Raw genomic sequence first — 4743 nt, 5'->3', positions numbered from 1 at the left:
TCTGATAGACGACAGGGGGCGGATGGTGGACCTTTGGGTGGAGGAGTCCTCGGGTCGCGAGGACGCCGACCGGGACGCCCTCGTCTGCTACCGCGACACCCAGTGGCGGCCGGCCACCGTGGACGGGCGGCCCACCGTCTGCCGGCTCTTCGTCAAGGTGCCCTACGAGCAGGCCTACCAGACGGCCGGGTTCTGACCGAGACCGGGGTGACGGCGCGGTCCGATTCACCGGCGGCCGACCACGGTCGCTGTTTTATTGTAAAATCAGACCGGACGCCGCCTCTTTTAACCATTGGTAAAAAAGGCGGGATGACTCGTCCTCACCGCCCGAGGTTGCAGTTGGGAGAGGTCAACCGCGTGAAATCGGGTTTCCTGCGGAGCGGGATACTCCTGTCCGTCCTGGCGCACCTCCTGCTTCTGCGGGCGCTGGTGGCCGGGGCGGGCTCCGTGGAGCCGCCGGCCAGGAACTGCCGCGAGCTGCCCATCGCGGTGAGCCTCGAATCATCCGAGGCGGTCGTCGAGCCGCCGGGGATGCCCGAGGCCTTGAGTCCGTCGTCACGGGCGCAGTCCGGACCGGTGGAAGCGGATATCGCGTCCCGGCCGCTCTCGTCCGAACCGATTACAATCGGTAAGTCGCTCGGAGAGCCTGTCGGCAAGCCGGTCGCCGAGGCCGACCTCGACCCCTCCCCCGGCCCGCCGGCGGCCGTGGAGGTTGTCGAGCCGACGGGCATCTCCACCCCCGATGCTCCGCCCCTGAAGCTGAACGACCGTCGCTGGGAAGGCGAGGTAAGGGTGGGCGTTTACGTCGCCCCCGACGGGCATCCGGGGAAGGTGTGGATAATCGAGAGCTCGGGCCGCCGGGAGGCCGACCTGGATGCCCTGGCCTTTTTCGCCAAAACCATGTGGAGCCCGGCCACTATTGACGGTGAGCCGGTGGGCTGGGTGCTGGAGCGGACCGTCGCCTACCGCCAGCCGGAGTATTTCCCCTGAGCCGAACGGTTCAACCGAACGTTTGTTCGGAAAAGGTGAGCGGGCCGAGGGGCCCGCTTTTTTGACGGATTTAAGCTCGGGTTACAAGTCCACCCGGACCTTCAGGTACACCTCGTCGTTCTTGTTCATCCCGGCGAACTTGGAGTCGCCAGCGCCCTCGAGCCAGTAACCGCCTAGAATCACATTCAGCCCCGTGAGCGGCTCGTAGGTAAGCTCGGGTAGCAGGATAAAGCCCCAATTTTTTTCGAGGGTGTCGAAGTCGGGCACCTCCACCCCCGCGGCCAGGCGGACCTTGAGAACGTCGTAGAAGAGGCCCTTCTCCAGGGCGAAGACGAAGTAGTCGCCCATCTCGGCGGCGCCGCGCTCGTCGTAGAGCCCGTGAATGTACTGGAGTTGGGTGTACCACCCGCCGAAGCTGTAATCAATCCCACCCATCCACTTGAAGAACGCGCCCTTGGGGTAGAGGACCGTCTCCGTGGTGCCCAGGGGGCTGGTCTGGGTCTGCACGATGTCCTCGGGGTAGACGTAGGCCGCCACCTCGCCCCACAGGCCAAAATCGAAAACGTCGGCGGCGAAGGAGGCCCCGACGATGTGCCGCCGGGGGAAGGTACTCCGGGCGGTGACGTTCACCGGGATGGTGAAGGGCGGCGCGTCGGGGTCCGTAGTCAATTCAACGGTCAGGTCGGTGGCCACGTGGAGGTGCTCCCGGGTATAGAGGTAGGCCAGCTCGAGGTCCACCGGCCCCAGGCTTCCCTTGAACCGGGCGCCGTACTCGGCCGACTCGGCCAGGGAGGACTCCGGCAACTCCACCGGCGTGGAGAGCTGCGACAGCCAAAGCGGCATTCCCATGAACTCGCCGAGGTCCATTTCCGGAACCGCCTGCCACCGCTCGGCCGGGAGCCGGGCCGGGGTGAAGCCGGGGACGAAGACGCCCTCCAGGAACCAGGTTCCCGAGAACCAGCTCGTCAGCCGCACCATGTTCACTCCCAGGTGCTCGCCGAAGTCCAGCGGGTCCTCGTAGTCGCCGGGGTTTACCTCGTCGTAGGTGCGCAGTTTGTCGCCGACCCCCCAGCCGACCTCCTGCTTGCCGATGGAGATGTCCACCGGGTCCAGGGGGAGGCCGTAGAGGTTGAGGTAGGCGCTCTCGAGCTCCAGGCTCCACGGGTCAACGTAGCCGATGTACTCCAGGTCCGCCGAGGAGGAGGCGGTGGAGAATCCCAGCCCGCGCAGGCGCAGGCTGCCGGCGGCCTCGGCCTTCTCCCACTTGGTCGTGACGGAGAGGCTTAGGTCGTTTTCGTTGTAGGTGAAGTCGTGGGGCGGCTCGGTCAGGTGGCGCAGGTCCACGGCGATGGTGGCGCCCAGCTTGATTTCGGGGATTATGGCGGAATCCTCGACCACCGCGCCCGAGTCGGCCGTGGGGTACTCGACATCGTCCCCGGTTTCGCCCTCCTGGGCCGTTGAGGCGACCGCCAGGAGCGCCAGAAGCAGTACAACGGGTTTGCCATTCATAAAATACCCCCCGCTCATTTCTTGAGTTCGCGCTGGCTGAAGAAGGACGACTCGAGACCGGTGTCGTACTCCACGCTGGAGATGGTTATCCGGGTCTTGTGCCCGGTCTTCTGGTTGACCATCAAGAGGGCGCCCAGGGTCGTGTAGCCGTCCCGGACCTCCACCGACCCCGAGGTCATCCGCTTGACGAGCCCCGTGGAGTCGTAGAAATCTATGCGGTCGAAGACCCAGGTGTCCCGGTTGACCCACATGTATAGGCTCGAATAACCGGTGTCCGCGCCGGATTTCGGGACCAGCTTGAGCTTGTGTAGTAGCTGGCCAGGTCCGCATAGCTGAAGTCGGGGTTGTGGAAGCCCTAGTTGCGGGCGTGGAACGAGATGCGGCGGACGTCGGCCCGGCTGGGGGAATAGAAGTACATCTCGTCCTCGCCCAGCACTAAAAAGCCGATGCCCTTCACCGAGGATGGGGAGGTGTACTTGATCATCCGTTTCAGGGCGCCCAGGGTCCAGATTTTAATCGTCGAGGTCTGGCTTGCGCCGTCGGCGTCGGTGACGGTGATTTTATAGACCGCGGTCATGTCGTCCGCGCCGGTCAGGGTATCGGAGATTTTGTCCAGAATCCCCTGGGCGGTGATGGCCAGCGCGGGCGCGCACGTAAAAATGAACAGGGCCAGGGTGATTGCCAAGGATTTCATTTTTTCTCCTTCTCTGCGACGAGGGGCTCGATCCCTCTGTCGAAGATGAATTTCGGGCGGAAGGTGAAGTAGACGGCCGGGAGGATGACCAGCGCCGCCATGGAGCTGGCGACCATGGTCACCGCCACCAGGACGCCGAACTGGCGCAGGGGGATGATCTCGCTTGCGATAAGGACCAGGAAGCCCGCGGCGACGCTCACGGCGTTGATGATGACCGCGCGCCCCGTGGTGGCCAGGACACGCTCCAGCGCCGCGACGGGGCTTTCCGACCGAGCGAGCTCACGGCGGAAGCTCTCCGTGAAGTGGATGGTGTAGTCCACCCCGATGCCTATCACCAGGCTGGCTATCATCAAGGTGACGAAGTCCAGCGGGACGCCCCACAGGGCCATGATGGCGAAGTTGATTAAAACCGTGAGCAGGATGGGAATCGAAGCCAGGAGGCCGCCGACGATGTTGCGCATCAAGACCAGAAGGAGGAAGAAGACCAGCACGTAGGCGATGGCTGTGGAGATTATCTGGTTTTCCACCAGCTTTTGTTCCATGATGCTGAAGATGCGGGGGAAGCCGCTCTGCGTGACGAGCAGCGGGACGATTTCCTCCGGGGGCTCTCCGGTCAGGCGCCAGGCCATGTCCGACGGCACGTAGGCCGTGCGGTCGGTGAGCTCGTAGAGGGCCCCGCGCAGGTCGGCGACGAACTCCGCGTTTGCGGAAAAAGGCTCGGGCAGCCTCCCCAGCACATTATCCGTCCAGCGGTCAACCACGCCGTTCTGGATGCTGTGGGTCGTCCGCTTGGCGATGATGTCGGCGAGCCAGTCCGGGTCATCAGGGTACTTTGCGAGATAGCTCTCGGGCAGCGCCCCCCGGATGGCGGCGGAGATTTCCGCGGTGTCGGGGTACAGGTCCCCGCCGGGCCGCCAGACGCCGGCGACCGCCGCGGCAAGGCGCTCCTGCGCGGGCCCGTCGTCGAGGAGCACGTCACCGGAATTTTTCACGTAGTTATCCACCCAGGGAGCCAGGGTGCCCCCGATGATTTCGGCGTTCATCGAGACCGGCTCGGCGAGCCCCGCCTCCCGTATAGCGAGCCGGGCTTCCTCCCGGCTCAGTTCCAGCCCCCGGTACGAAGCGTCCCGGGAGAGCCCCCAGGCTATCCAGCCGAGCTGGTAATCCCGCAGCTCGTCGAAGGCTGTCCGCCCCAGATCGGCCACGGTCACCGGCGATTCCAGCCGCGGTATGCCGGACGCCAGGAACTCCGACAACACCTGGGTGTGGGCTATCATCTCCCGCGTCCGGGAGCTGGAGACGTTGGTGATGATAACCGCTTCGGTCTCCAGGCCCTCCTCCGTCTCGGCCTCCGAGCCGGTTTGAGCGGCGGCCGGGTAAAATGTGCCGAGACGACGCAGCACCTCCGGCGGGTAGTAATCCCCCCGGGCGACGAGGTTCTTCAGCAGGTCGTTGCCCTCGATGAGGTAGAAGAGCTCATTGACGCCGGCGCGGGTCGAGGGAATGCGGCGCTCGTCGTACAGGTTGAAACAGAGCTCGCGCAGGAGCGC

6 protein-coding genes are annotated in these 4743 nt (G+C 64.9%); 2 read left to right on the top strand and 4 right to left on the bottom strand.

Going from position 1 to position 4743, the window contains the following annotated elements:
* Together NTW26_00575 and NTW26_00570 are read left to right on the top strand one after the other, a co-directional pair.
* Positions 1–196 (top strand): hypothetical protein (locus tag NTW26_00575; protein ID MCX7020768.1); only part of this gene is annotated, 196 nt, incomplete at its 5' end.
* A gap of 161 nt (positions 197–357) precedes the next feature.
* On the top strand, positions 358–990 hold the full coding sequence (locus NTW26_00570) for a TonB family protein (GenBank protein ID MCX7020767.1): 633 nt from the start codon (positions 358–360) through the stop codon (positions 988–990).
* Between the two features lie 81 nt (positions 991–1071).
* Here the strand turns inward: NTW26_00570 and NTW26_00565 are convergent, their stop codons facing one another.
* The 4 genes from NTW26_00565 to NTW26_00550 all read right to left on the bottom strand — a co-directional run.
* Positions 1072–2499, bottom strand: coding sequence for a hypothetical protein (locus NTW26_00565; GenBank protein MCX7020766.1), 1428 nt, complete (start codon positions 2497–2499; stop codon positions 1072–1074).
* A gap of 14 nt (positions 2500–2513) precedes the next feature.
* Complete coding sequence (locus tag NTW26_00560) at positions 2514–2963, bottom strand: outer membrane lipoprotein-sorting protein (protein MCX7020765.1); 450 nt, start codon at positions 2961–2963, stop codon at positions 2514–2516.
* Positions 2855–3193, bottom strand: coding sequence for a hypothetical protein (locus NTW26_00555; protein MCX7020764.1), 339 nt, complete (start codon positions 3191–3193; stop codon positions 2855–2857). The genes NTW26_00560 and NTW26_00555 overlap by 109 nt, the downstream gene beginning before the upstream one ends.
* Positions 3190–4743 (bottom strand): MMPL family transporter (locus NTW26_00550; GenBank protein ID MCX7020763.1); only part of this gene is annotated, 1554 nt, incomplete at its 5' end. The genes NTW26_00555 and NTW26_00550, both read right to left, overlap by 4 nt.

It is taken from the genome of bacterium (assembly GCA_026398675.1).
In the GTDB taxonomy this organism is placed as follows: Bacteria; RBG-13-66-14; RBG-13-66-14; order RBG-13-66-14; family RBG-13-66-14; genus RBG-13-66-14.
This window is presented reverse-complemented; position numbering and strand designations above follow the sequence as displayed.

Excerpts from the sequence above, each read along its gene's own strand:
- NTW26_00565 (MCX7020766.1), bottom strand. The coding sequence starts at position 2,499 with ATGAATGGCAAACCCGTTGTACTGCTTCTGGCGCTCCTGGCGGTCGCC.
- NTW26_00555 (MCX7020764.1), bottom strand. The coding sequence starts at position 3,193 with ATGAAATCCTTGGCAATCACCCTGGCCCTGTTCATTTTTACGTGCGCG.